Origin of the sequence: Aidingimonas lacisalsi (assembly GCF_008079445.1) — a bacterium.
GTDB classification, from domain to species: Bacteria; Pseudomonadota; Gammaproteobacteria; order Pseudomonadales; family Halomonadaceae; genus Aidingimonas; species Aidingimonas lacisalsi.
Window position 1 is genome coordinate 401,365 of the sequence record NZ_VRYH01000001.1, and the last position, 26,203, is coordinate 427,567.

At 58.1% G+C, this 26,203-nt stretch carries 24 protein-coding genes; 8 read left to right on the forward strand and 16 right to left on the reverse strand.

Annotated elements, in window-relative coordinates:
- Nucleotides 1-4: 4 nt before the first annotated feature.
- Complete coding sequence (locus FVV99_RS01750) at nt 5-880, reverse strand: Rossmann-fold NAD(P)-binding domain-containing protein (RefSeq protein WP_148252260.1); 876 nt, start codon at nt 878-880, stop codon at nt 5-7.
- A gap of 80 nt (nt 881-960) precedes the next feature.
- Here FVV99_RS01750 and FVV99_RS01755 point away from each other — a divergent pair, with 80 nt between their 5' ends.
- Together FVV99_RS01755 and recG are read left to right on the forward strand one after the other, a co-directional pair.
- The gene (locus FVV99_RS01755) at nt 961-1,881 is read left to right on the forward strand and encodes a hydrogen peroxide-inducible genes activator (RefSeq protein WP_148252261.1); all 921 of its coding nucleotides are present in this window, start codon (nt 961-963) and stop codon (nt 1,879-1,881) included.
- A complete protein-coding gene (gene recG, locus FVV99_RS01760; protein WP_148252262.1) occupies nt 1,878-3,959 on the forward strand; it encodes an ATP-dependent DNA helicase RecG in 2,082 nt (693 codons plus the stop codon). Before FVV99_RS01755 ends, recG begins: the two co-directional genes overlap by 4 nt.
- A 5-nt stretch (nt 3,960-3,964) precedes the next feature.
- Here recG and yccS read toward each other — a convergent pair whose 3' ends face one another.
- The 4 genes from yccS to FVV99_RS01780 all read right to left on the reverse strand — a co-directional run bounded on the left by yccS (nt 3,965) and on the right by FVV99_RS01780 (nt 8,398).
- Nucleotides 3,965-6,181 (reverse strand): YccS family putative transporter, encoded by a 2,217-nt coding sequence (yccS, locus tag FVV99_RS01765; protein WP_148252263.1) that lies wholly within the window; start codon nt 6,179-6,181, stop codon nt 3,965-3,967.
- A 115-nt stretch (nt 6,182-6,296) separates the two neighbouring features.
- On the reverse strand, nt 6,297-6,653 hold the full coding sequence (locus FVV99_RS01770; protein WP_148252264.1) for a hypothetical protein: 357 nt from the start codon (nt 6,651-6,653) through the stop codon (nt 6,297-6,299).
- A 147-nt stretch (nt 6,654-6,800) separates the two neighbouring features.
- Nucleotides 6,801-7,076, reverse strand: a complete 276-nt coding sequence (locus FVV99_RS01775; protein ID WP_092568751.1) for an HU family DNA-binding protein — start codon at nt 7,074-7,076, stop codon at nt 6,801-6,803.
- A gap of 161 nt (nt 7,077-7,237) precedes the next feature.
- A complete protein-coding gene (locus FVV99_RS01780) occupies nt 7,238-8,398 on the reverse strand; it encodes an FAD-dependent oxidoreductase (protein WP_148252265.1) in 1,161 nt (386 codons plus the stop codon).
- 70 nt (nt 8,399-8,468) lie between these two features.
- Here FVV99_RS01780 and FVV99_RS01785 point away from each other — a divergent pair, with 70 nt between their 5' ends.
- The 4 genes from FVV99_RS01785 (at nt 8,469) to phoR (ending at nt 12,095) form a co-directional block, all read left to right on the forward strand.
- Complete coding sequence (locus tag FVV99_RS01785) at nt 8,469-9,020, forward strand: chorismate--pyruvate lyase family protein (protein ID WP_148252599.1); 552 nt, start codon at nt 8,469-8,471, stop codon at nt 9,018-9,020.
- A gap of 29 nt (nt 9,021-9,049) precedes the next feature.
- Complete coding sequence (gene ubiA, locus FVV99_RS01790; protein ID WP_148252266.1) at nt 9,050-9,934, forward strand: 4-hydroxybenzoate octaprenyltransferase; 885 nt, start codon at nt 9,050-9,052, stop codon at nt 9,932-9,934.
- A gap of 138 nt (nt 9,935-10,072) precedes the next feature.
- Nucleotides 10,073-10,762 carry a phosphate regulon transcriptional regulator PhoB gene (gene phoB, locus FVV99_RS01795; RefSeq protein WP_148252267.1) on the forward strand — a complete coding sequence of 230 codons (690 nt, stop codon included), beginning with the start codon at nt 10,073-10,075 and terminating at the stop codon, nt 10,760-10,762.
- 16 nt (nt 10,763-10,778) lie between these two features.
- A complete protein-coding gene (gene phoR / locus FVV99_RS01800) occupies nt 10,779-12,095 on the forward strand; it encodes a phosphate regulon sensor histidine kinase PhoR (RefSeq protein WP_148252268.1) in 1,317 nt (438 codons plus the stop codon).
- On the opposite strand, the gene cysZ is transcribed toward phoR, so the two are convergent.
- The 6 genes from cysZ to FVV99_RS01830 form a co-directional block, all read right to left on the reverse strand.
- Complete coding sequence (gene cysZ / locus FVV99_RS01805) at nt 12,083-12,820, reverse strand: sulfate transporter CysZ (protein ID WP_148252269.1); 738 nt, start codon at nt 12,818-12,820, stop codon at nt 12,083-12,085. The genes phoR and cysZ overlap by 13 nt on opposite strands.
- A gap of 99 nt (nt 12,821-12,919) precedes the next feature.
- On the reverse strand, nt 12,920-13,648 hold the full coding sequence (gene phoU, locus FVV99_RS01810) for a phosphate signaling complex protein PhoU (RefSeq protein ID WP_148252270.1): 729 nt from the start codon (nt 13,646-13,648) through the stop codon (nt 12,920-12,922).
- A 30-nt stretch (nt 13,649-13,678) separates the two neighbouring features.
- Nucleotides 13,679-14,521 carry a phosphate ABC transporter ATP-binding protein PstB gene (pstB, locus tag FVV99_RS01815; RefSeq protein ID WP_236645261.1) on the reverse strand — a complete coding sequence of 281 codons (843 nt, stop codon included), beginning with the start codon at nt 14,519-14,521 and terminating at the stop codon, nt 13,679-13,681.
- Nucleotides 14,522-16,081: a phosphate ABC transporter permease PstA gene (pstA, locus tag FVV99_RS01820; RefSeq protein ID WP_148252271.1), complete on the reverse strand. Its 1,560-nt coding sequence runs from the start codon at nt 16,079-16,081 to the stop codon at nt 14,522-14,524.
- Nucleotides 16,078-17,313: an ABC transporter permease subunit gene (locus FVV99_RS01825; protein WP_148252272.1), complete on the reverse strand. Its 1,236-nt coding sequence runs from the start codon at nt 17,311-17,313 to the stop codon at nt 16,078-16,080. The genes pstA and FVV99_RS01825 overlap by 4 nt, the downstream gene beginning before the upstream one ends.
- A gap of 73 nt (nt 17,314-17,386) precedes the next feature.
- Nucleotides 17,387-18,355: a PstS family phosphate ABC transporter substrate-binding protein gene (locus FVV99_RS01830; protein WP_236645262.1), complete on the reverse strand. Its 969-nt coding sequence runs from the start codon at nt 18,353-18,355 to the stop codon at nt 17,387-17,389.
- A gap of 123 nt (nt 18,356-18,478) precedes the next feature.
- On the opposite strand from FVV99_RS01830, the gene FVV99_RS01835 reads away from it, so the two are divergent.
- Nucleotides 18,479-18,895, forward strand: a complete 417-nt coding sequence (locus FVV99_RS01835) for an acyl-CoA thioesterase (RefSeq protein WP_148252273.1) — start codon at nt 18,479-18,481, stop codon at nt 18,893-18,895.
- An 11-nt stretch (nt 18,896-18,906) separates the two neighbouring features.
- On the opposite strand, the gene FVV99_RS01840 is transcribed toward FVV99_RS01835, so the two are convergent.
- The 3 genes from FVV99_RS01840 to hexR form a co-directional block, all read right to left on the reverse strand.
- Complete coding sequence (locus FVV99_RS01840; protein ID WP_148252275.1) at nt 18,907-19,995, reverse strand: TRAP transporter substrate-binding protein; 1,089 nt, start codon at nt 19,993-19,995, stop codon at nt 18,907-18,909.
- 85 nt (nt 19,996-20,080) lie between these two features.
- Complete coding sequence (uvrD, locus tag FVV99_RS01845) at nt 20,081-22,288, reverse strand: DNA helicase II (protein ID WP_148252276.1); 2,208 nt, start codon at nt 22,286-22,288, stop codon at nt 20,081-20,083.
- 146 nt (nt 22,289-22,434) lie between these two features.
- Nucleotides 22,435-23,298 (reverse strand): transcriptional regulator HexR, encoded by an 864-nt coding sequence (gene hexR / locus FVV99_RS01850; RefSeq protein ID WP_148252279.1) that lies wholly within the window; start codon nt 23,296-23,298, stop codon nt 22,435-22,437.
- Between the two features lie 181 nt (nt 23,299-23,479).
- Here hexR and FVV99_RS01855 point away from each other — a divergent pair, with 181 nt between their 5' ends.
- Nucleotides 23,480-23,680: a PA3496 family putative envelope integrity protein gene (locus FVV99_RS01855; RefSeq protein WP_148252281.1), complete on the forward strand. Its 201-nt coding sequence runs from the start codon at nt 23,480-23,482 to the stop codon at nt 23,678-23,680.
- Between the two features lie 95 nt (nt 23,681-23,775).
- Here FVV99_RS01855 and FVV99_RS01860 read toward each other — a convergent pair whose 3' ends face one another.
- Together FVV99_RS01860 and FVV99_RS01865 are read right to left on the reverse strand one after the other, a co-directional pair.
- Entirely contained in the window at nt 23,776-25,116 is a 1,341-nt protein-coding gene (locus tag FVV99_RS01860) for a sodium-dependent transporter (RefSeq protein WP_148252283.1), read from the reverse strand.
- A gap of 184 nt (nt 25,117-25,300) precedes the next feature.
- Nucleotides 25,301-26,152 (reverse strand): DUF72 domain-containing protein, encoded by an 852-nt coding sequence (locus FVV99_RS01865; RefSeq protein WP_201745009.1) that lies wholly within the window; start codon nt 26,150-26,152, stop codon nt 25,301-25,303.
- Nucleotides 26,153-26,203: the final 51 nt, after the last annotated feature.

The window sequence follows — 26,203 nt, forward strand, 5'->3', positions numbered from 1 at the left end:
GCCTTTAGGCTTTCTCGTTCTGCAGGAAACCGCCTTGCTTCAACACATGGGTGTAACCTTCCCGATACGTGGGATAGCGAAAACGGTAACCGCTCTCCAACAATCGCGAGTTGTCACAGCGCTTGCTGGAGCGTCGTCTGAGAGGCGATTGGATGGTTTCGGTCGAGGTCACCTTGAGCTTGGCGGCCAGCCAGGTCATCACATCATGCAAGGGCGCGGGCTCGCAGTCGGTACCCAGATACAGTTCCTGAATCGGCTTGCCGGCCATCTTCAGGCCAATGAGATGCGCCAGCACACCGGCGCAGTCATCGCGGTGTATACGGTTGGAGTACATCGGCGGCCCGGAGGCGACAATGCGTCCTTCACTCACCTGGCGAATCAACCGGTCACGCCCGGGCCCGTAGATACCCGAGAAGCGCACCACGCTACCCGGCAGCTCATGATGTATGAGCGACTGCTCGGCCTGGCGCATGAGGTTGCCGGAAAACCCGGACGGCGCCGTTTCGCTCGATTCATCGACAACTTCGCCCTGATGTTGGGCGTAAACACTCGTAGAAGAGACGAAGAAGACATGGTCAGGCGGCGTTTCACGGCGAGAAAACTCCGTCAGTACCGTCTTCAACCCATCAGGATAGGCGGCCCGATAGGCGTCTTCCTCGAAGCGGTCGGCACTGACCACGTATACCACGATATTGGCGTCGGGCAGCGTGGACGCGGCCCCATCGGCATGAATATCCAGGGCCAACGGCTCGATACCGCTGTCCTCGAGGCCACTAACGTTGCGGCGCACACCGATGACACGCTGCCCGGCATCAAGCAACTGCTGTCCCAACGCCTTGCCGACATCACCACAACCGATAATCAGAGTCGTCGTCTTCACCTTTCTCTCGCCCCTTGATAAAAAGTCCCTATTGGAATTGTCGATCCATCTGCTTCGAGAGGATGCCAGCAGGCACCACCATGACTCTAACAGAACTCCGTTATATCGTAACCTTGGCGCAAGAACATCATTTCGGTCGCGCCGCCGAGCGTTGCTTCGTCTCGCAACCGACATTGTCGGTCGCGGTCAAGAAACTCGAAGAAGAGCTCGGCGTCGCGTTGTTCGAACGCTCGAAATCCACGGTACAGGTCACACCGCTGGGCGAACAGATCGTCGAACAGGCGCAGCGGGTCCTGGAGCAGAGCAGTGTGATCAAGGAGCTGGCCAATGCCGGCAAGGATCAACTCTCCAGCCCACTACGCATCGGTGCTATCTATACCATCGGCCCGTATCTGTTTCCTCATCTGGTGCCAGAGCTGGCCAAGACCGCACCCCAAATGCCGCTGTACATCGAAGAAGGCTTCACCGCGGCGTTGCGCCGCAAACTACGCAGCGGGGAACTCGACGCCATTATCGTGGCGCTGCCGTTCACCGAGTCGGATGTCGTAACGAAATCCCTCTATGACGAAGAGTTCGAGGTCCTGATGCCCGCTCACCACCCCTGGGTCGCCAAGGAGCGTATCGACAAGGAAGACTTGCTCAATGAGCGTCTGCTGTTGCTCGGCGAAGGCCACTGCTTTCGTGATCAGATCCTCGAAGCATGCCCGGCGATCAGCAACCAGCTCAATAGCCCCAGCAACACGCTCACGGCAGAAGGTGGTTCGCTGGAAACGATACGCCATATGGTCGCTTCCAAATTAGGTATAACGGTGCTGCCCCACTCGGCGATTGGTACTAGCCATTACGAAGCCGGTGTCCTGACAAGCCGGCCATTCAGTCCCGAGGCCCCGTCACGCACCGTCGCCATTGCCTGGCGGGCTAGCTTCCCGCGTCCCAAGGCGATCGATGCGCTGACACGCGCCATTACGTTCTGCCGTCAACAGCAACTAGAATCGGCATGAACGCGCTAGAGCAGGATATCAGAGCGCTGAAGGGCGTCGGCGAGGCACTGGCTGTCAAACTGGCCCGGCTACGTATTCATGAGGTGGCTGACCTGCTCTTTCATTTGCCGTTACGCTATCAGGACAGGACGCGCGTGACTCCCATCGGGACACTTCGAGCGGGAGCCGAAGCCGTCGTCGAAGGTGACGTGGCTGCCGCCGACGTGATCAAGGGGCGCCGCCGCAGCCTGCTGGTTCGCCTCAAGGACGGTTCGGGCATTCTCAGCCTGCGATTTTTTCACTTTTCACCGGCTCAGCAGCAGCAATTCCGCCCCGGGGTGCGGGTTCGCTGCTTCGGTGAAGCGAGAGCCGGCGCTACCGGACTGGAACTATATCATCCCGAATATCGCCTGATGAACAGTGGCGATGCACCGGTGGAAGATCATCTGACGCCTATCTACCCCACGACTGAAGGACTCAATCAAGCCAGACTGCGCAGCCTGATCGGTCAAGCGCTCGACTGCCTCGATGCCACACCAGAGGCACTCCCGGACTGGATTCCCGAAGCGCTCCGCCAGCGCTTCGAACTGCCCGAATTACATGAAGCATTGCGTTATCTGCACCGCCCCCCACCCGAGGCGGACCTGGCCAGCCTGGCCGAAACGCAACATCCCACTCAGCGTCGCCTGGCACTGGAAGAATTACTCGCCCACCAGCTCAGTCTGCGCCAGATTCGTGTCCGCATTCAGTCGGACACGGCCCCGGCACTGCCCTCCGGGCGTAACCTGCAAGCCACCTTCCTGACACGCCTGCCGTTCTCCCTGACGGGCGCGCAACGTCGCGTGCTCGATGAAATCACGGGCGACTTGGCCCGACAAGCGCCCATGTTGAGGCTGGTGCAAGGCGATGTCGGCTCCGGCAAGACGGTCGTAGCCGCCATGGCAGCGTTATCAGCGCTGTCAGCCGGTTTTCAGGTCGCGCTGATGGCTCCCACCGAGATACTCGCCGAACAGCACTACCGCAGCTTTCAGGACTGGTTCGGCCCCATGGGAATCGATGTCGCCTGGTTGGCCGGTAAGCTCAAGGGCAAGACGCGTCTTGATACCAAGGCGGCAATCGGTGATGGCCGCGCTCAAGTCGTCGTCGGCACGCATGCACTGTTCCAGGAAGACGTTCATTTTCATCGCCTGGGGCTGGCCATCATCGATGAACAGCATCGCTTCGGCGTGCACCAGCGTCTTGCTCTCCGTGACAAAGGGGAAGAGGGCGGATTGACCCCTCACCAACTCGTGATGACGGCTACCCCCATTCCCCGAACCTTGGCGATGAGCGCTTACGCCGATCTCGATGTCTCGGTCATCGATGAACTGCCACCCGGCAGAACACCGGTCAAAACCGTCGCGGTTCCCGATGAACGGCGTCCCGAAGTCGTCACTCGCATTCGCCAGGCCTGCGCGGCAGGCCGCCAGGCCTACTGGGTCTGTACATTGATCGAGGAGTCGGAAGCCTTGCAATGTCAGGCCGCTGAAGCGACTCGCGACAGTCTCGTCGAGACATTGCCGGAATTGGCGGTCGGGTTGGTCCATGGACGCATGAAAGCCGCGGAAAAGGCCGAGATCATGGATGCCTTCAAGGCTGGCGAACTGGATCTGCTAGTAGCCACCACGGTCATCGAAGTCGGTGTCGATGTCCCCAATGCCAGCCTGATGATCATCGAGAACCCAGAGCGATTGGGCCTTTCCCAGTTACACCAGCTACGGGGTCGAGTCGGCAGAGGCGATACCGAAAGCTATTGCGTACTGCTCTACCACCCCCCACTATCCGCCCACTCGCGAGAGCGCCTCGGGGTCATGCGCGATACAAGCGATGGATTTCGCATCGCCGAAAAGGATCTGGAACTTCGCGGTCCTGGCGAAGTCCTCGGAACGCGTCAGACAGGGTTGGCACAAATGAAGATCGCGGATCTGGAACGCGATAGCGACCTCCTCGATCGCGTCACGCTACTCGCACGAACGCTACTGGAGACAGCACCGCAAGCCACTACCCCGCTGATTCATCGCTGGTTAGGAGAGGAAGCCGCACGCTACGGTCAGGTCTGAGGAACTCAGGCGGCCGCCGCTTCGACGGCTGCCTCTTCGCCGTTGGCGTTGACGAGCCGATTGGCGGCTTCGCCCAAGGGACGTAGCTGGCGGCATATCAGCAACAGTTGGGTCTGCACGGGGCGGTAGCCACTCATCTCCATGCCTGCCGATGCCTCGCCTTGGCCCAATTGCGCCATCAAGGCCGATTGTTTCGTCTCCAGATCCTCGATCGCCTGGTGCTGGAGCAATCGGCTCGCCACGTGCTCGAGTATCTCGGCAACCTGCCTGGCCACCGGCATCACATTGGCATCGAACTCATCCTCCGTCATCTGGTGGCGGTGTGCCCCGAGCGCGGACAGATATCCCAGCAAGGTATGCGATACGACCAGGAAGCGGAATCCGTCATCAGCATCATGCTTTCGGTAATGCCCCGGTTCCTGAAGCATATTGGCCAGCATGGTCGAGAGTGCCGCATCCGCATTATGGGCATTGCGCCGAGCCAGACGATAGGCCAGATCGTCCTGCTTGCCAGTTTCGTACTGATGAATGATTTCTTCCAGATAATGGCGGCTGGACGTCAACACATTGGCCGCCTCTCGATGCAAACGTCGCCCCTGCCAGTCCGGCAATATCGTGAACACCGCCAAGCCAGCGATCGTTGCCCCGACCAGCGTATCGAACAGACGCGGCCAGATCAGATCGAAACCGTCGCCAACTTGATTGAAACTGCACAATACCATCAAGGTAATCGACGTCGTCGCCAGGATGTAATGTGTCTCACGGTTAGCGAAAAACGAGACACCGGCAACAACGGCGATCATCGTCTGGACCAACGGATGAGGAAACAGGGTGATCGACACCCAGCCCGCCACCAGACCCAGTACCGTACCGATGACACGCTGACTGAGAAAACGCCGGGTCGCAGCAAAGTTGGGGCGACAAACGAAAATGGTAGTCAACAGAATCCAGAATCCCTGGGTGGGATGAATCAGATGCAACAACGCATAGCCTACCAGTAGTGCAATGGGCAAACGGATCGCATGACGAAACGTCGGCGACCCCAGTGTCAGGTTGAGCCGAATACGTTCCCAGCCATCACGCAAGCTCCGTGGAGAACGATTGAACAGACTATCGTCTTCTGGCTCATCGGTGGCATCCGGATTATGGGCACTGGCCAGTTGGTCCTCAAGCGCAGAGAGATTATCAGCCAGTGCCTCCAGAGACGGCATCAAATCATCCCAATCACCACGCTGCATGCCACGCAGGTAATCAATCGAGGCACGCAGATCTTCCAGCGCCTGTTCGCTCAGGTCGTGATCGAAGGGCCGATTGAGTAACAATGCCTTGCCAAGGCGCTTGCAGGCCCGTCCCTGTTGGTCGAGCAGGCGCTGACAACGAAACAGCACATCGTGGTGGAAAAAAGCATCGATCAAGGACGAATAGGGATAATGTGACGAACTCGCACGTTCATGAATATCCTGGGCAATGAAGTAGATACGCAGATAACGATTGAGTTTGCGCTCGCCTCGTTGCCCCTCGAGACGGCGGTAGATCATCTCCTTGGCTTGATTGAGAGCGGTGACGACACGACCGTTCTGGCGAGCCAGCCTCAAGCGTTGTTCTTCGACATCCAAGCCGCGCAGCGGCTCGAACAACGTCGACTTGATGATCAAGTACTCGCCCAGCTCCTTGTAGACTCGGGCCATGCTCTGTTTCACGGGCTGACGGGAGAACAGTGCACACCATGCTACCGATATGACTCCGTACCAGGCGGCCCCCGAGACCAACAGCAATGGCTGGCGCCAGATTCCATCCGCCGGCACGCCGCCCTGATGCTCGATATTGATCATCGAATAGATGGCCAGGATCAGGGTCCCCGAAGCGATGGTGGCATAGCGCTGCCCTACGGCGCCGAGCATGATCAGTATGAAGGTGGATAACGCCAGACCCAGGGCGAACAACCAAGGCCAGGGAAACAACCATTGCACGCTCAACGACGCTGTCGCAAAACAGCTCAACGTCACCAGCAGCGCCTGCAATCGGCCTTGCCAGCTATCATCGGTTTCCGACAGTGCACTGGCAATGATGCCCAGAAACAGCGGGATCACCAATGCGATATCGCCTTGATACCAACTCAGTGCCAGCGCGCCACTGAACGCCAGGAAGACACGAAGGCTGTAAGCGAACTTATCGAGCGTCCAGAGGCGTCGCAGGTATTTCGAGATCGGCGTCGGCAACATGGATGACCGCATGGCGATGGATGATGACTCTCAACTCGGGATAATTAGACTTTAGTATAACGTCAATCGACGACAGTTTCGCCCTAAGCCGAAAACCTTCCGTTTCAGAGTCAGTTCATAGGTGACCAAGCAGCGCTTGCAGCCGTTGCAAGTCGCTGGAATCGCCGACCAATCGAACGTTGCCAGCCATCATTCCCGCAAGGAACGCGCGTCGCGAGGGTTTACGAAGCAATTTGATCGCCGTGTCACTATCGGTAAATCGCAACTCCAGATCGAGATCCACCGGTAGCCCGGAACCGGTTTCGATCCCCTCGGGTGACATGCGGTAGTAACGTGCAATCGATAAATCTTCGGTGGCCACACCCCAGTCCAGACGTCGCCGCTCACTCAAGGCCTGATAGAACGCGGATCTACGGCGCAAAGCCCGTTTGAGCAACAAACCGACGAACCAAAGCATGAATCGCAGCTTCATGGCCACTCCGAATGCGGAACTCCTGGCAGGAAATCCGCCGACTACCTAGTGCAGCCGGCGTGGTCCGGCTCCACGCCCGTGTGATCGAGCAGCGAGCGTAGCCGGACGGCATCGCGGGGTCAAAGCCCCGCGCTGCGGGCTTACTTACTACTTGGCAACAGCGTCTTTCAGCGCTTTACCGGGCTTGAAAGCCACGGTCTTACTCGCCGGGATAGTCAATGGTTGACCGGTTTGCGGGTTTTTGCCGGTACGAGCGGCGCGCTCGCGCACGGTGAAGGATCCGAAGCCGATCAGTGAAACATCCTGCCCTTTTGAAACACTACCGGTGATCTCGTCGAGAATGACATTGAGCACCTGGCCTGCTTTGTCCTTGGACAGATCGGCACGCTCGGCAATCGCCGCAGCGAGTTCTGGCTTGCGCATAAAGCCCTCCTAGTTTGGCAATGGCAAGGCGACATGGGCCGCCCTTTTTGTTGTTAACAGAAAAAAGACGTTTCCGAACGAGCCACCGGAAGCGGCAGATAACGATGCAGCAGAAACGTCTTCTGCCTCGACACCGGGCCGGTTCGCACGGCACAACGCTTCTAGCCTAGCAATGCTGGTGCGGCTCGCGCCAGTTCGACTTTCCTCCTGACACATGCGCCTGTCAACGCAAAACCGATCAAACGACCGTCTTTGGACTCCGCCAGGGCGGTCAAATCATGGCCTTCGCCTTCAACCCGCCAGCGGTCCGGCGCATGGGTTGGCGGGAGCGAAACCACCGGCAATGCCGGCGTTTTCACCAATACCGGCCATGGGCCGTAACTGACGCGTGTCGGCGTCCCGCTCAAGGTGGCCGCCAATGCCTTGGCACTGGCCTGCAGTGGTTGCACGTACATGGCATTGACACCTGCCACGCACGCGCCATCACCTAACGCATGAATGCCGGGAACTGACGTCTGAAGATAGCGATCGGTCTGAATGCCACTGCTGTCGATCGCGATGCCTGCCGTTCTCGCCAACTCGGTACGTGGACTCAAACCAGTAGCCACGAGTATCAGATCGGCACTCAGGCAATGGCCATCATCCAAGGTTGCCATGATATCGACGCCTTCCCTGTGCAAGGATTGCAGACCGTGCCCCAGCAGCAGATGGATGCCGGCATCCATGAAAGCCTCACCCAGCGCATGCCCCAGAGGTTCGGGTAGCAAGCGCGGCAAGGGCGCCTGCTCGGGCGCAATCAGGCTAACGGCGTGCCCGCCTGCCACAAGATCGTTGGCAAATTCACAGCCCACCAGGCCAGCACCGATAATCGCCACACGTGCTGCCCGATCGAGCGCATTCAAGGCGGCATGAAAGGCTCGATAATCATCGAGATCGTTGATGGTGAAAACACGATCGGCGAGCTCATTCGGAAGGGCAAAGGGTGGCTGCGGTGCCGCTCCAGTCGCCAATACGAGTTCGGAAAAGCTTACGGACTCGTTACCCAGTTGCACTTGCCGATGCAGCGAATCGATGGATGTGGCACGAGTGTGCGTCCGCATCACGATCTCCTGCTGGTCGGCAATGTCCAACGCTGAGCGATTGGCCAGGCGGTCGGGTGATAGATGCTTGGCAAAGCCAGTGGAGAGCAGCGGTTTGGCATACTCATCGCCGCTATCGGCAGTGATCACGGTGATCGGCCGATGGGCATCGCGGGCACGCACCTGGCGTGCCAATCCCAAGCCGGCCATACCGCTACCGATGATGGTCAAAGGGGCGCTCATGACATTCCTGGTGAACAGCTTCAGTGGCTGCTCATGATACACTACTGTGCCCAATCTTGACCCGGAGGCGATGGTGAGTGAAGGCCATGACAGAATCCAGGGACGGCTTCCCGACTGGCAACCCGCTGAAGCCCGGCGCCCCGCCATGAGTCCGGCTTGGTGGCACTGGATCGCATCGCGCGACTCACTGACATCGCGCTTGATCGAGGCGGCTGGTGAGTGTCGCTTCCGTGTTCGACTGCTCGACCAGCGTTTGGGTCGTCCCAGGCGGGATGAAGCCCGTGCCCTGTTACTCGCTCCACGGCGGTACGCTTGGCTGCGTGAGGTCGCTCTCTGTGTCGATGATCGGCCCTGGGTGGTAGCCCGCTCGGTTGCCCCGCTGAATCGTTTGCGCGGACAACCCTTGGCTCAGCTTGGTGAACGCTCATTGGGCAGTTGGTTATTCCGCCATCCAGGCCTGCAACGCAGCCGTATCGAAGTGACGTCTCGTCCCGCACCGTTTTTCCCCGAGCGCGGCCCCTGGGGACGTCGTTCCGTGTTTCGTCACGACCGCTTCCAGGTACTCGTCCAGGAGTTCTTTCTCGACCGAATGATGGATGATTTGCGCTTACCGCCACGTTAGGATAGCGCCACTGACTTTTGGAGATGTCGATGGACCAGACAGCGCCCCGACGCGGTATCGCACGCCTACCCGACTTCCTCGCCTTGATGCGTCTCGACCGTCCGATCGGCACATGGCTGCTCATGTGGCCGACCCTCTGGGCCCTTTGGGTTGCCGCCGAAGGGGTACCTTCACGCGAGGTGGTGCTGATTTTCGTGGCGGGTGTCTATGTCATGCGTGCCGCGGGTTGCGTGGTCAATGACTATGCCGATCGCCATTTCGACGGTCATGTCAAACGCACCCGAGAACGTCCACTGGCCACCGGCCGGGTCAGTGTACGTGAAGCCCAGGTATTATTCGCACTATTGGTGGTCATGGCGTTCGTACTGGTCTGCTTGACCAATCGTTTCACCATCCTGCTGTCGATCGGCGGGGTCATCCTGGCGTTCATCTATCCCTTCATGAAACGCTATACCCATCTTCCGCAACTGTTTCTCGGTGCCGCCTTTTCCTGGGCGATTCCCATGGCCTTCGGTGCAATACAACAGAGCGTACCGATCGAAGCTTGGCTGCTGTTCCTCGCCAATGTCGTATGGACGGTCGCTTACGATACCCAATACGCCATGGTCGATCGCGATGACGATCTGCGTATCGGCATCAAGTCCACCGCCGTACTATTCGGACACGCTGACAAAGCCATGGTCGCAGTGCTACAGCTTGCCACCCTGATTCTGCTTGGTTGGATCGGTCTCAGACTCGCGTCAGGCGGTTTCTTCTGGGTGGGGCTGGCCGCCATGGCAGCCATCTTCGTCTATCAGCAATGGCTGATAAGCGACCGTTCGCGCGAGCACTGTTTTCGCGCCTTCCTCAACAACCACTGGGCTGGCATGGTGATGTTTGCAGGACTGGCTCTGACATGGTGGCCGGAAAGCTAGTGAACGTCAGCCCACAGATACATGATTTGACGGCGAGCCAGGTGCCATCCTTGGCGCAGATGCGTTACTGTCATGACATTGTCATAAAGACGTGCTGTCATCGTCATCAGCTTGTCATTGTCCTGATGAGGCCCAAGGATGACTTCCAAAACCGTGCTTATCGTCGATGATGAAGCCTCGATCCGCGAGATGATCGCAGTGGCGCTTGAAATGGCCGATTATCGGGTGCTCGAAGCCGACAATGCTCAGGATGCCCATGCCATGGTCGTCGACGAACACCCCGATCTGATGCTGCTTGACTGGATGATGCCGGGTACCAGCGGTATCGAACTGGCCCGGCGCCTCAAACGCGACGAGGCGACCGCCGAGCTGCCGATTATCCTTCTCACCGCCAAGAGCGAGGAGGATAACAAGATTCAGGGGCTGGAAGCCGGTGCTGACGACTATATCACCAAGCCTTTCTCCCCCCGGGAGCTGGTCGCTCGGCTCAAGGCGGTCTTGCGTCGCAGTACACCCAAGGGCATCGAGGACACCGTCGAAGTCGAAGGTCTGATACTCGATCCCGCCAGTCATCGCGTCAGCACCAATGGCAGCGCCGTCGAGATCGGACCGACGGAATATCGCCTGCTACAGTTTTTCATGACGCATCAGGAACGCGTCTATACGCGCGACCAATTGCTCGATCAGGTCTGGGGCGGCAATGTCTATGTCGAGGAACGCACCGTGGACGTGCATATACGTCGACTACGCAAGGCCTTGGGCGAAACGCACAAGCATTTGATACAGACGGTGCGTGGCACCGGGTACCGTTTTTCCACGCGAGGATAGGAGGGCCAACGCCAGCGTGCGCTATTGGAACCAGGAACTATGGCGGCTTGCCGGTCTGGTCGTGGTCCTGGGCCTGGCCGGCTGGGCGCTGCACGCACCAGGCTTCGGTGCGGCTCTCGGGCTAGCGATTTATCTGGTCATCCACCTGCAACGCTTGCGCGCTCTGTACCGCTGGTTGACCCGCCATCCCCATGAAGAACCCCCTGCCGCCAGCGGCATATGGGGAGAACTGTTCGACCGGCTCTACAAGTACCAGAAAGCGCAACGCATCACTCAGCGACGTCTACGCGATACGCTCAAACGGATTCAGGATTCATCCGAAGCGATGAGCGATAGCGTCGTCATGCTGGATCGACGTGGCGACCTGGAGTGGTGGAACAGTGCGGCCGAACGCATGCTGGGCTTGAAAGCCGCTCATGACAGGGGTCAGCATATCACCAACCTACTGCGTAATCCGCGCTTCATCGACTACTTCAATGCGCGCGACTACCAGGAACCTCTCACCCTCACATCCCCGATCGACGAACGTCAGATCCTGCAGTTCCAGATCACCTTGTATGGCGATGACGAACGGCTGGTAATGGCACGGGATATCACTCGTCTGCATCGGCTGGAGGAGATGCGCCGCGACTTCGTCGCCAATGTCTCGCACGAGTTGCGAACGCCACTGACGGTGCTTGCCGGGTATCTCGAGACCTATACAGACCATGCCGATCAGCTACCATCGCGCATGGTGCGTGGACTGGAACAGATGCAGAACCAGACCGTGCGTATGCAGAATCTGGTCAACGACCTGCTGTTACTATCCCGCCTGGAAATCGATCAGCGTACCGATGATTCCGCACCGGTAGCGGTGGGTGACATGCTCGAGTCGATCCGGGGAGACGCTCAATCGCTATCGGGAGGGCGCCATCAACTGACCCTGGAGATCGAGGAACTCGGTTCATTGATGGGCAACGAACAGGAATTGCGTAGCGCCATCTCCAATCTGACCGTCAATGCCGTGCGTTATGCGGGTGATGGCTGTCGAATCACTCTGCGCTGGTGTCGATATGCCGATAGCGCTTGCATTGAAGTCGAAGATGATGGCGAAGGGATCGATCCGGTACACATCCCTCGCCTGACGGAACGTTTCTACCGGATCGACAAGGGCCGCAGCACGGCAACCGGAGGAACAGGCCTGGGGTTGGCTATCGTCAAACACGTATTGCTGCGTCACGATGCCCACCTCGAGATCGACTCCCACCCGGGGCAGGGCGCGTGTTTCCGTTGCGTGTTTCCCGCCGAACGGTTACGCCCGACCGAAGACGTGCCACGCATTCAGGAAGCCTGAGATACCTCCTGCGACAGCCCGCGATAATACCGCTCCCACAGTTGAACCGCGCCAGCGACGGCACCCGGCAGCAGGAATACATTGGCCAGTGGCACCCAAGTCAGCAGCGTCACCCAGGCACCGAAGGTCAGACTCTGCCACCAACGCTTGCCGAGGCGGCGTTTCATGTCCGCAAAGCTGACCCGATTGTTGTCCATGGGATAATCGAGATACGTAATCGCCATCATCCAGGCCGAAAACGCTGCCCATAATATCGGTGTCACCAGATTGACCAACGGTATCCAGCTCAACACTATCAAGATGACCAGTCTGGGCAGGATATAGCCAAGCTTGCACAGCTCACGGCCCATGGCATCAATGCCGGTTCTGATCAAGCCACGATCATCAGCCGGTGGACGACCGGTAAGCCGCGTTTCCACCTTGGCCGCCAGAAAACCATAGAATGGCGCGGCAATCAGATGGGTGACCAGCGTGAACGTGAAGAACACCACGATGATCAGTGCCACCACGAACAATGGCCAAATCAACCACTCCAACCACGCCAGCCAACCCGGTACCAGCGACATCCATCCATCCAGCCAACCGCCAAATTGCGTCAACACAACCTGCAGCATGGCACCATACACCAACAGATTGATGGTGATCGGTACAAAAACATAACGACGCATTCCCGGCGCATAAACGGTGCGCACCCCGCGGATCAGCGCTGTGAGGGCATACAACATCAGGTCTTTCCCTTGATTTCACTTTCCATGGATCGACATCGAAACGGCCGTCGCACGCGGCAACGGCCGTTATCATTGATCCTTACCGGGAAGCGTGGGTCAAGACTGGCGCTTGAGGGCATCCTCGTCGAGTTCGTCGGGATCGATATGACGAATGTCCAGGCCCTTGACCAGATAGATCACGTATTCGGCCAGGTTGTTGGCATGATCACCGATCCGTTCGAGAGCCCGCAATACCCACATGACACTCAAGACGGAAGTAATCGAACGTGGATCTTCCATCATGAACGTCATGAGTGAACGCATGGCGCTCGTATATTCATTGTCCACGGCTTCATCCTCATGGACGACCTTGAGTGCCAGATCGATGTCAAAGCGAGCAAAGGCCGTCAATGAGTCGCGGACCATCGCGCGTACGTGTTCACTGATGTGACGTACTTCGACCAGCCCCTTCGGTCCATTACCGGCTTCACTCAGCACCACGGCATTGCGTGCGATCTTGCTCGCTTCATCACCGATGCGCTCAAGATCCGAGGTGGCACGGATCACGGCCAACACCAGTCGTAGATCGGAAGCGGCCGGCTGGCGTCGGGCTAACACCCGAGTACATTCATCATCGATCTTGAGCTGCATGTCATTGACGGACTTGTCGTCGTCACTGACGCGCTCACCAAGGCGGCTATCGCTTTCGAGCAATGCCGTGACTGCATCCTGAACCTGTTTCTCGACCTGGCCTCCCATGGTCATCAGGTGGGTCTTGAGCTCCTCGAGCTCCTGGTTGAACTGCTTGGAGATATGCTGACTGTGTGTATCGGTGGTGATATCCATGGGACTCTCCTGGAGACACTGGACGTCCGGCTATCTGTCGGTACGCCCGGTGATATAGTTCTCGGTACGCGCCAAACGCGGGTTGGTGAACAACGTATCGGTAGCGCCGTACTCGATGAGTTCACCGCCCTCGAGGAAGGCGGTATAGTCCGATACGCGCGCTGCTTGCTGCATGTTGTGCGTTACCAGCACCAGAGTCAGATGCGACTTGAGGGTGCGGATCAACTCCTCGATCTTTAGCGTTGAGATCGGGTCCAGCGCCGATGCGGGCTCATCGAGCAGCAATACCTCGGGTTGGACCGCCAGGGTGCGCGCAATGACCAGTCGTTGTTGTTGCCCACCCGACAGCGACAGTGCCGAATCGTGCAGGCGGTGCTTGACTTCATCCCACAAGGCTGCCGATTCAAGCGCCCATTCGATCACCTCGTCGCGGCGCCGCTTGGGCAACGCCGCCTGCAAACGCAAGCCGAAGGCCACATTTTCGTAAATCGACATGGGAAACGGATTGGGCGTCTGGAAGACCATGCCGACACGCCGGCGCAGGTCGGCCACATCGACCTCCGGTGCGTGAATTTCCTGACCTTCGAGCATGATACGCCCCTGGCGATCGACATCATCATTGAGATCATGCAGGCGATTGAATGCACGTAGCAGCGTTGACTTGCCACATCCCGACGGCCCGATGAACGCCGTCACTCGGTGTCGAGGCACGTACAGGTTCAAGCCGGATAGCGCCGTCTTGCCAGCATAAGCGACCGACAGTTCTTCGATCTCGAAGCAACGTCCCTCACGCGGGATATCCTGCACCACTTCATGCAGAGCTGCCTGTCGCGGTGATGTCTCATCGGCCATCAGCAAGGGTCGATCTCCCATTCATCGATGCGCCTGGACCACATGACGCGCCCTGATAGTATGCCGCAACAATATTGCAGTCAGATTAAGCACGACGATGACCAGCACCAATAACAACGCCGTGGCATAAACCAACGGCATGGCGGCCTGGACATCGCCACCATGAAAACCGGCATCGAAAATATGATATCCCAAGTGCATGAATTTCCTCTCCAGATGGATGAAAGGAAATTCATCATCCACCGGCACTTGCGAAGCCAGCTTGGCGACGCCCACCAGCATCAATGGCGCCACTTCGCCGGCCGCACGGGCTATCGCCAGAATGACGCCGGTCAACATGGCCGGTACGGCCATGGGCAGCACGACGCGGCGCAATGCCTCACTGCGTGTCGCCCCCAAGGCCAAGGCACCCTCGCGCTGTGAGTCGGGAATACGCGCCAGTCCCTCTTCAGTCGCCACGATGACGACAGGCAGAGTCAGTAATGCCAAGGTCAGTGATGCCCACAACAGGCCACCGGTACCGAACGTGGGTGACGGTAGCTCATCCGCAAAGAACAGGCTGTCGAGACTCCCGCCGATACCATAGACAAAAACGCCCAGTCCGAAGACGCCATAAACGATCGACGGCACGCCCGCCAGATTGCGTACCCCGATGCGAACCAGACGGGTCAGGCGCCCCTGTGGCGCCACTTCATTGAGATATACGGCAGCCAGAACGCCAAACGGCGTTACCAGTACCGACATCAACAACACCATCATGACGGTCCCGAAAATCGCTGGCCAGACACCACCGGCCGTATTAGCAGCACGTGGCCCTTCAGAGAGAAAGCGCCACACTCCCTCCCCCCAACTGGCCAATTTGGCAAGAAGCGACATCGCATTGGGACGCTTCACTTCGATCAACGCCTCCAGGGACAATTCGAGGCGTTGTCCGGACAGGCTCTCCAGTACGACATGATCGCGCTGCATCGCGTCCTGAAGTGCCAGTATTCGTGCCTTGATCTCACGCAGTTCGTCTTCCTCGGATGGACTCATTGCGCTATCGTCCACGTGCTCGGCCAAGGGTTCCAGGCGATGATTATGGAGTGCGTCGCGTTCGTGGCGTAACTGCGAGACCCTCGCCATGCGTTCCTCCAGCTCGCGCCAGAGAGCGGCCCCATCGCTAGCCGTCCACTGTGCTTCCGGACCCTCGAGACGCAGGAGACGACCGATAAACGGTCCCCAGCGCCGTCGCTCGATGATGACCAGATCCTCGGGTGTCGTCCGTGTGTCGATCGCATTGACCTCCACCCAGCGCCACTGATCGCCATCCAGATCACGATTGCCGGTACGATAGAGGCGCTCGCTACCGCTAGCCTGGCCAGGCAAGCCTTGTTCACGTACGGGCTGACCAGCAAAGCGTTCGCCCGACACCAGAGTCACGGCTTCGATGTCCGGTGGCCAGAAATGGGCGAGGCCTCGCCCGGCAATCAAAGCAAGCAACGCGAGTACCATGAGCAGCGACAACGCGACGCCGCCGGCTGCCAACCAGGCCCCGGGACCCTCGATGAGTAAGCGACGCCGCGGTAACAACTTCCTCATGTCGTTCCACCCAAACGTTGATAACGCTGTGTCAGACGACTACGCACCAGCTCGGCCAATGTGTTGACACAGAAGGTGAAGACGAACAACAGCAAGGCACACAGCAACAATAACTGATAGTGCACACCTCCGGGCGCCGCCTCGGGCAGCTCGATCGCAATATTGGCAGCCATGGAACGCATGCCGTCCAACGGGCTGAGCGTCATTAGCGCGGTATTGCCGGTAGCCATCAAGACGATCATGGTCTCTCCAACCGCACGGCCGGCCCCGATCATCACGGCCGAAAAGATGCCGGGACTCGCGGCGGGCAACAGGACCTTCCAAAGCGTTTGCCACTGCGACGCACCCAGTGCCTGAGCGCCTTCGGAGAGACTGGCCGGTACACCGGCCAACGCGTCCTCGGCCAATGAGTAGATGGTAGGAATGACGGCAAACCCCATGGCCAGGCCTACGACCATGGCATTGCGGGTGGCATAATCCAGTCCCAGTTGCTGATCCATCCAGGTACGCATGTCACCATCGAACCAGAGCACTTCCAGATACGGCGATATGCCCAGCGTCAAGGCAACCAGTCCTGCCAGCCAGGGGATCAGCCACAATCCGGCCCAGCCCAGTGGCACGCGTTTCGACAAGCACCAGGGTAAACGTGCTTGTATGATGCCCGCGGCCAGAATACCCAGCGGTAGAACCAGCACCAGGGCAAACACGCCGACCAAATGACGCTCCACATACGGTGCTAGAACAAGGCCGGCAATGAAGCCGATCACTACGCCAGGCAAGGCTTCCATCAATTCGATCACGGGTTTGATGCGAAAACGCAACCGCCGCGACATGAAACAGGCCGAGTGAATCGCCGCTCCCAGTGCTAGCGGAACCGCGAACAGCAGAGCATAAACGGCGGCCTTTAGCGTGCCCCATGCCAACGGTGTGAGACTGAACATCGGCGTATCAGCGTCGGTCGCCGCGTTAGCCTGCCAACGGTACTGAGGCTCGTCATACCCCGGATACTGTTGGGGGAGCCACAATGACTCGATATCGATCGCATCGGAGTTGGCGGTCGATGCCGAACCCGTGAATAGCGGAACCACCTCGACAACCAAGAATACGCCGATCGCCAGAACCGCCAGAATCACACCGATGCCACAGGCAGTGACCGCCAGCGTAAACAGGCGATCTCGAACGTATCGGAAACGCCGGCGCCACGGAGACGGAGATAATGAACGTTCAGTCATGGCCGGCAGGAGATACGAAGCATGAAGGATTCACCACAATAGTAAGACAGGCATGTGACAGAACGATGACAGCCTATCGGGGCGATACATGACCCCAAGGTACGTTGAGTCCGAGTGCCTGCCTCACGGCAGCAATCACCGACTCGGGCAAGGGAATGAATCCCGATTCACGAACACTGTCCTGACCTGCAGGCGACAACACCAGGTCTATAAAGGCTCGCTCTACCGGAGGCAATGATTCACCAGGCGGCAGATTGACATACAAGTACAGGGTTCGCGACAACGGATACTCACCGTTCAAGGTCGTGCGTTCACTCGGCATGACCGCGGGACCATCGCCCTCCTGCAACGCCAGGGGACGTACTGCCGATGTGACGTATCCGATACCTGAGTAACCGATCCCACCAATGGTGGCCGCCACGGCAGCGACAACGGAGGATGAGCCGGGGTGTTCGTTGACATCGACACGGAAATTCCCCCCGCAGAGCGCATCCCGACGAAACACGCCATAACTTCCCGACACGGAGTTGCGACTATGACGATCTATCGGTCCTGCCAACTCCGGCCTATCCAGATCATCCCAGCGCTCAATCGATGTCTCGGCGCCACAACGCAACGTATCGGAAAAGATCGCATCCAGTTGCGTCATTGTCAGCTTGCCCAGTGGATTATGCCGATTGACGAAAACCGCCAAGGCGTCCATGGCCACGGGTATTTCGGTTGGGGGATAGCCATGGCTGGCTTCGAACATCTCGCGTTCACTGGCCGTCATACGTCGCGACATCGGACCCAATCGCGTCGTGCCTTCCGCCAGAGCCGGTGGTGCCGTGGCGGATCCATTGGCCTGCAATTGCAGGCGCACTGCCGGATACCGTTGTTCGAGTCGCTCACCCCAGCGTAGCATCAACCCGGCCATGGTGTCGGAGCCGATCGAATCGAGATTGCCGACCACGGGATCCCCCCAGGTGTGGGCCATGGCACCCGTCATTGGCCACATCAGCAGACCGAGTAGAATGATGACAGTACTGAAACGAGTGGGCATGATACGCTCCTGTAGCATCACCGGATCGGGCAACCAGGGTGGCGATTCCCCGGGGAGGGCGTTTAAGATGCGGCTTTGCCCGATCGACGGCAATAACAATAACCTAGGAATCATTGACTCAAGATGACAGAACTCGACGATATCCCCACGCCCCAAGGGCAACTGACCTTAAGGTTGGTTGCATCTCGCCACGATACCAATTTTTACGGCGATATCCCGGGAGGTTGGCTGACCTATTACATGGATCAAGCCGCGGAACTTGCTGCCGGCCATGAAGCCGGCGGCCGTACTGCCAATGTCGCAGTCGAAGCCATGGATTTCCTGTGTCCTGTCCGCGTTGGCTCCACCGTCAACATCTACACGGCAGTACGGGAAATCGGGCGCAGTTCGATCAAGATCGATGTCCAGGTATGGATTCGTCCCCCGTTCGAACAGAACGTGGATGAACTCTACAAGGTCACGGAGGCCCGTTTCGTCATGGTCGCACTCGATGAGAGTGGCCGTATCCGTGCCGTGTCAGCCGCAGAACGAACCCCCTGATCCGCAAAGGGTCAGCTCCGCACCATGTCGCGAGCCTTGAGATAGGCGAATTCGCCCGCATCCGTATAGGTACGCACCACATCCTGGAATTGTCGATAGGAATCATAAATCCGGCGCGACGCCTCGTCCTGCTCGACCTGTTCCTGAAGCACGTCTCGGGAGGCCTCGGACAACGCCTGGAGTACGTCATCGGGCAAACGCTTCAAGGTTACACCATGTTCCTCGACCAGGGAGTCGAGTGCCAGGGCATTACGATAGGTGAACTCGTCGATCATGGCGAGGTTGGCGCTGCGCGACGCTTCTCTGACGACCACCTTGAGATCGTCGGGCAGCGCATTCCAGGCTTCCAGATTGATGGTGCCTTCCAACACGGCACTGGGCTCGTTCCACACTGAGGTGTAGTAGTAATCGGCCACTTCATGCAGTCCGAACGCCTGATCGTTGTAGGGGCCGACCCAGTCGGCGGCGTCCAGCACTCCGCTTTGCAACGAACTGAAGATCTCGCTGCCCGGCATGTTGACCGCCGAAGCGCCGATACGATTCATGACTTCACCGGCCAGCCCGGGCAAGCGAATCTTGAGCCCCTTCATGTCCTCGAGCGAATTGATTTCCTTCTTGAACCAACCGGCCATCTGCGTACCGGTATTGCCCACGGCAAATGGCTTGAGGTTATGTTCGGCGTACAGTTCATCCCACAGCGTCATGCCATCGCCCTGATAGAGCCAGGCATTGGTTTCGGTGGTGTTCATGCCGAACGGCACGGCGGTGAAGAACTGGGCAGCCGCCACCTTGCCACGCCAGTAATAGGAGGCGGAATGCCCCATTTCAGCGGTACCGGCAGAGACGGCATCGAATACTTCCATCGCCGGCACCAGCTCGCCTGCCGCATAGACCTTGACGCGCAGACGACCACCGGAGAGCCGCTCGATACGCTCCGCCAGGTCGTTGGCCCCGGTACCCAACGCAGGAAAATTCTGCGGCCAGGAGGTCACCATCTTCCATTCAATGGTTTCTTGAGCCTGGGCCGTGGAAATGAAAGGTGCGGTGACGGCCCCGGCCGCCCCTGCTCCCAAGGTGCTGAGAAATTGTCGACGTTGCATGTCAGGCGTGACTCCCTAAGAAAGGACAGGATAAACGGGAAGTATGCGGTAAAGACGATTTAACCGGCAAGTTGCCAGCGATACGTTACAATGGCGTCAGTTTGGCAAAGCCAAGCACCAGCCATTTGTCGCCTTCCCCTTCGAAACTGACCTGGACACGGGCACGCTGCCCTTCGCCTTCGGCATTCAGAATCACACCGTCACCGAATACCGGATGACTGACGCGTTGCCCCAGTGACAACGACGGCAGATCGTCGCCACCATCAACCGTCGTCTGCTGCGACAGCCCTATACCCGGGCGGGAGGCAGTCACTGGCCGCGATACTTGCCCACGCAATCTGACCTCTTCCAGTAACTCCTCAGGCAGTTCACGCAGGAAACGTGAAGGTCGCTGATAGGTTTCCTTGCCATGCAAGCGTCGCAATTCCGTATAGGTGAGATAGAGTTTGCGCATGGCCCGGGTCACACCGACGTAGCACAGACGGCGCTCCTCTTCGAGACGTCCTGGCTCTTCCATCGACATTTTGTGCGGAAACAGACCCTCTTCAACGCCGGCAATGAAAACGATGGGAAACTCCAGCCCCTTGGCCGAATGCAGCGTCATCAATTGTACGCTGTCCTCGAATTCATCGGCTTCATGGTCTCCGGCGTTGAGCGCCGCTTCGGAAAGGAAAGGTTCCAGGGCCGCGGCCCCTTCTCCGATTTCAGGCGGATCGAGCGCTTCACCCTGAGTGAAAGCGCGTGCCGCATTGATCAGCTCATCCAGGTTTTCGACACGGGCCTGCCCCTTCTCGCCTTTCTCGCTGCGATGATGCTCGACCAGACCCGAGGCATGGATGACATGCCGGATGATCTCGCTCAAGGACATGCCCGCCGTGTCGTTATCGAGTTGCTCGATCAGATCCGCGAAGGCCTTGACCGACTTGGCAGCACGCCCTTTCAGGGCGCTGTCAGCCAGACTGTCGTGAAGCGATTGCCACAGTGAGACATTGGCTCCGCGTGCACGCTCACGCAGAATCTCCACGGTGCGCGTCCCGATTCCCCGCGCCGGGACGTTGATCACACGCTCTAGAGAGGCATCGTCCTCGCGGTTCATCAGCAGCCGCAGGTAGGCCAGCGCATTCTTGATCTCAAGGCGTTCATAGAAGCGCTGACCACCATAGATGCGGTACGGCACACCCTGGCGAATCAGAGTTTCCTCGATAACCCGGGATTGAGCATTGGAGCGATAGAGGATCGCAATCTCACGACGTGCGATGCCCTCATCGATCTTTTCATTGATCGTATCGACGATAAAACGCGCTTCATCGAGGTCGTTGAAACCGGCATATACCGAGATCGGTTCGCCATGTTCCCCCTCGGTCCACAACTCCTTGCCCATGCGACCGGCATTATGCGTAATCAAGGCATTGGCGGCATCGAGAATGGCGCTGGTCGAACGATAGTTTTGCTCCAGACGTACCGTCTTCGTATGCGGGAACTCCTCTTCGAAGCGGCGAATATTCTCGACTTTTGCCCCACGCCATCCATAGATGGATTGGTCATCGTCCCCGACGACGGTCATCGGGATGTCCTGGCCGGTCAACAGCTTGAGCCAGGCATACTGCAACGTATTGGTGTCCTGGAATTCATCGACCAGTATCTGACCGAAACGCTCCTGGTAATGGGCAAGCAGCGCCGGATTGTCACGCAGCAGTTCCAGACTTCTGAGCAGCAATTCACCGAAATCGACCAGACCGCCCCGCTCACAGGTCAACTGATAGCGTTCATAGAGCTCGACCATCTGCGACAGATAGGTATCACCCTGTGTCTGTACCTGATGATGACGCAGCCCCTCCTCTTTGCAGCCAGAGATGAAGAACTGCACCTGCTTGGGCGGAAAGCGTTCATCGTCGATGCGGTGATCCTTGAGCAATCGCTTGATCAGGCGTAACTGATCGTCGGCATCGATTATCTGGAAATGCTGTGGCAGGCGGGCATCCTGCCAGTGCGTACGCAGCAGGCGATGCGCTATGGCGTGGAAAGTCCCCACCCACATGTTACGCAATGACAGCCCCAACAATGCCTCCAGACGGGTTCGCATCTCGCGAGCCGCCTTGTTGGTGAAGGTCACGGCGAGGATGGCATAGGGCGACAATCCCTCGGTCTGCAACAGCCAGGCAATACGATGCACCAGCACCCGTGTTTTACCGGAACCGGCACCAGCCAGCACCAGAACATGACCTTGCGGAGCACTGACGGCCTCTCGCTGGGCCGGATTCAACTGATCGAGAATCGCCGTGACGTCGTCCATAGTGGGATGGAAATCAATAGTTGCAAATGGAGGTCCAGCCTAGCATATCGGCCTGCCAGAGGCCGTAGATGATGCACTCGAAAACACTCAGCCCGCCTCGAGTTTCCAATAGGCCAGAATATGGCTTATCACTCGAGGCGCATGGCTCAAGCGTCGTCGTCCGATTCCGGGAATCGCAATGGATTGAGGCTTTTCTTCACTGCCTTCAACTGCTCGGCCAATCTGGGGCCACGTGTCTTGGCTACCCCGACCGCCAGGACATCGATCAGCGCCAAATGCGCGATACGAGAACTCATGGGAGTATATATCTCGGTGTCCTCATGAACATCGATATACAACGGTAACGTGACTTCCGAAGCCAGCGGTGAACCACTCGGGCACAACCCGATGACGGTAGCGCCAGATTCACGCACCAGACGAACACTGGCAACAAGGGCCCGGGTCCGTCCTGTCTGCGATATCGCGACGACGACATCATTCTTGCCCAGCGTCACCGCCGACATGTTTTGCATGTGGGGGTCGGTATAGGCCGAGGTGGAAATCTGCAGACGAAAGAATTTGTGCTGCGCATCGAACGCCACGGCGCCCGAGGCACCGAAGCCATAGAATTCGACGCGATTGGCGGCAGCCAGGGCATTGATGGCCTGGCTCAAGTTGTCATTGTCGAGGCGATCGCGCACTGACAGCAAGGTGCCGATCGTGGAATCGAAGATACTGTGAGAAAACTCGGCGACACTGTCACTATCGTTCATCGAGAACTGGGCGAACTGGCTACCGGTCGCCAGCATCTGAGCCAGACGCAGCTTGAAGTCCTGAAACCCATCGCATCCCAGAGCACGGCAAAAACGCACCACCGTCGGCTCACTGACCTTGGCCTCGGTGGCCAGATCGACAATCCGCATGTGGATGACTTCGTCGGGGTTACGCAGCACGAACCGCGCCACCTTCTGCTCGGAGCGACGAAAGTGCTCCATGCGGCCTCTCAACTCATCGAATAGGGCACGGCTCACGCTTCGCTCCTCTCTGACCCATGACTCACTACCAACCATCCTACACCATGATGAACGACCATTGACCATGACACGACAAACGTGAGATTGACGTTATCCGCATCACGTCATCAATCTGTCACTTGGTTTATAGTAAAAGACGCACGATATCGACACATTCTGTCAGCAGGAGAGTTGATCAATGCGCAATGTCCAACAGGTCTCGTCGGTCAAGAATGAACTTCTCGATATTTTCATGAGCCTGGAAGTCGCCGAACACGAACAGCGCCAGAAGAGCGCAGCGAGCCGTTACCTCCGGGCGCGTCGCGGTATTGAACTGCACGACGAGTTTCGACGCCTGGAGCGGGACATCACCGACTGGGATGAAGACATGACACAGTAGCAGCGTTCGCTGACGCGATGGGGCGCCACGCAGGCGCCCCGGCAATCAGCGGATTCGAGTGCATCAGGTCGTCGAATCCGCTTGCGCGTGACACGTCATAGGCTGGTCACAAAGACCAGAATGACACCGATTGGTGCCACGAATCTCGCCAGCAGATTCCAGACCATTGCACCACTGTCACCGAGTCCCAGTTCGTCGCGAACACTGCGACGTTCCAGGCACCAGCCAACGAAGATGATCGCAGCCAGGCCGGTCAGCGGCAGCATGAACTTGCTGGTCAGAGTATCGAGGAAGTCGAAGATGCTCAGTCCCAGAATGAGCACGTCACTCCAGACATTGAAGGAAAGCAGCGCCGCAACGCCCAGAGCCCAGATTGCACAGCCACTGACCAGAGTGGCGGCAATACGAGACAACGGTGTCCGCTCCTCGATGAACTCGACCGTCGGTTCCAGCAACGAAATGGCCGAGGTCAATGCGGCAAAGGTCAGCAGCAGGAAGAAAATCAATCCCAGGAAGGCACCGCCACCTAGATTGCCGAATGCCAGTGGCAACGTCACGAATATCAGCCCCGGTCCCTCACTGGGATCCAGGCCATTGGCGAAGACAATGGGGAAGATCGCCAGGCCGGCAACCAGGGCAATGACGGTATCCAGAATCACCACGGTACGCGCGGTCCTGAGCAGATCGACGTTTTCGCCCAGGTAGGAGCCATAGGCCATCATGATCCCCATACCCAACGATAGCGTGAAAAAGGCCTGTCCCATGGCTGCCAGTATGACGCTACCATCGATCGCGCTCAGATCGGGGTTGAACATGAAAGCCAAGGTCTCGCCAAAGTGCCCTGTGGTCAGGCCATAAACCACCAGCACCAGCAACAGAATGCCCAGGGCGGGCATCAGGGTCCGTACCGCGCCTTCCAATCCCTTGGTCACACCACGCGCAACGATGCCTATCACCAGCACCATGAAGAGCGAATGCCAGCCCAACAGCACACCCGGACTGGCAAGCATGCCGTTGAAGAGTTCACCGACGCCGTCGGCATCCTGGCCGGCGAACGTGCCACTGATCGAATTCACCGTATAGGAAAGGGACCAGCCACCAATCACGCTATAAAACGAGAGAATCAGAAAACCGGCCAGCACACCGCTCAGACCCACCAACCCCCAAGCGGGGCTGTGACCATTCTGACGTGCCTGCTCGGTCATGGTATTGATGGGATTTTTCTGCCCCCGCCTACCGATCAACCATTCGGATACCAGGATCGGCAAGCCGACCAGCGCGATACAGAGCAGATAGACCAGCACGAAAGCCGCGCCACCGCTGTCCCCGACCATGTAGGGGAACTTCCAGATATTGCCTAGACCCACTGCGGAACCGGTGACCGCCAGGATAAAGGTCAGTCGTGAAGACCACTGCGCATGAAGTTGTTTCGCCATTGATTCACCTGAAAATTACATGTTCCGCCATTGCTGCCATCGCTCGGCAGGAACGATGACATTGTGCTTATTGTCGCTGATCTGTCCCGATGGATCGCACCGGGCAAGGAGGGGGACAAAACTAGCCGATCATACGCTTGTTGGCCAGAGGCAATGGGCAATAATCGATCCCGCGGATATCGCCTCAAAAGAGCAGGTTTTGTCGCTCACCGGCAAAGTCAGCCAAATCGGGAAGTCCGATGCTTGTTGCCAGTTGGCGATGAAAGTGTCGTGCCAATTCCGGGGCATGACGATTATCCGGTGTATGCACAAAGAGAAAAGGGGTTTTCCCCTGATTTATCCACAACCTTAACCGTTCGATCCAGGGTAAAAAATAACGATCGTTACGTACCCGATCGAAATGGCCTATGAAGCGAACGATGGGGTTATTTGCCGTGGAAATCACGTGTAATGGGAGTTTCGGCTTTTCCGACTGTGCCTGGAACAAACGCGGATCATTATCAGTTGGTTCCGAAAACAATGACCTGACATCAAGCATCACGCGATCTATTCCATGACTTATCAACAGGCGGTTGAAATGACGCTCGACCCTTCCCTTGTGGAAAAAATGCTCATGTCGCACCTCGACGGCACCCCGGATATGTTCAGGCCAACGCGATAGCAGTGTGTCGAGCTTGGGAAGCTCCGCTTCATCGAAATCTCGCGGCAACTGGATCATGATCGGACCGAGACGATCATGTAGTGGCGCCAAGCGTTCAAAAAAGCCATCGACATCGGCATCGACATGATGCAATCGTCGCTGATGGGTAAGCTCGGCAGGCAACTTGAAGCAGAAACGGAAATCGGACGGCGCCTGGCTTGCCCAGGACGCCACTGTCGCTTCCGATGGTGCACCACTATAGAACGTGGTGTTTCCTTCCACCGCATTGAAGACCCTGGCGTAGTCCGCCAGGCGGCTCTCCTGTCTGCCATGCGGTGGATACAGGCGACCCCGCCAATCGTTATTGGCCCACATGGCCATGCCGATGTGCATCATGTCGGTCACATTGGATCCGGTTAAGGTCAGGATTCAGCACAATCCCGAACA